Below are 1,162 nucleotides of genomic sequence, written 5' to 3'. Positions count from 1 at the left end.
TACTATTTCCACTGAACTCAGGTGGCTTCCAGCTTGTTACCCTCACATGCGAAGCCGACCCTAATTGTGGAATTTATCACCATAGAATGCCTTTGTTAATCGAAGCATCAAAGGTGAAGGACTGNCTGGCACTGCCACGACCAGCCAATGAGATAAATCAATTTCACGATCATCACGCACTCCAGATTCACCCACCGATCAGTTCAACCCCGGCGACCTTCGAGCGCATAAGTGACTAGTAACCAAAACTACATTTTAGCAATCAGAGAATCCGGTAAAACACGCATAAGAGGCGCAACAATCGCCCAAGGCATTCGAGGAAGGGTAGAAGCTTTAACTTTCTTTTCAACCAGATCGGCAAACTGCTTAGCGCCCTGCTCTACATTGATAACAAAGGGCCTGCTGGGCAAACTACGGTTAATTTCCGTATCGATAAAACCGGGGTTAATGACACTCACATCAACATTGTCATTTAAGGTCTCCAGCCTAACCGCCTCCATATAGGTAGCCAAACCCGCTTTTGAAGCAGAATACGCAGCATTTCTTGGTAAACCTCGATAGCCCGCAACGGAAGCGGTTGCCACAATATGCCCACCACCTTGGGTCCGGAATGCTTTAAGCGCAGCCCTGACGGTAGCGATAGCACCATTTAGATTAGTATTGATTACGGCGAGCTGGTCATCTAAAGAGGCAATCTCGGCTTTGCCTGAGCGGGCAATCCCGGCATTAGCAACGATCATATCTAAACGCCCCAAAGAAGATTGAAAGCCCTTAATCACCTCATCCACCTGCGAAGTATCAGTGACATCAAGCCGCGCTATTTCTATCCTTGCTTCAGGGTAGGCTTTATGGATCTCGGCTTTTAATGATTGCAGCAGGGTTTCTCTACGTGCGCTAAGACCAAGATCATAACCTCGCTTTGCCATCTCCCATGCCAAGGCCTTGCCAATACCATCACTGGCTCCGGTTATTACGATTGTTTTATTCATTGCTAGCCTACCCTACAGTTGCTGCGGTCATCTTCAAATGGAGAAGTTCATATATTGTGCAGACGAAAGCCTAGCACAATAGCCAAGCCCAAATCATTAAGGAGGCAACAAAGCGGGATTCACAAAGCAGTAAGTCTATGAATAGTTCTAATCGTCTAGACTTCTCGTTTATG

1 protein-coding gene is annotated in these 1,162 nt (G+C 46.9%); it reads right to left on the bottom strand.

Features of this window, described 5'->3' with window-relative positions; translation table 11 throughout:
* Positions 1–248: 248 nt before the first annotated feature.
* The gene (locus A3757_RS23545; RefSeq protein WP_068552962.1) at positions 249–989 is read right to left on the bottom strand and encodes an SDR family NAD(P)-dependent oxidoreductase; all 741 of its coding nucleotides are present in this window, start codon (positions 987–989) and stop codon (positions 249–251) included.
* Positions 990–1,162 lie beyond the last annotated feature (173 nt).

Source organism: Oleiphilus sp. HI0117 (genome assembly GCF_001635235.1).
This window is presented reverse-complemented; position numbering and strand designations above follow the sequence as displayed.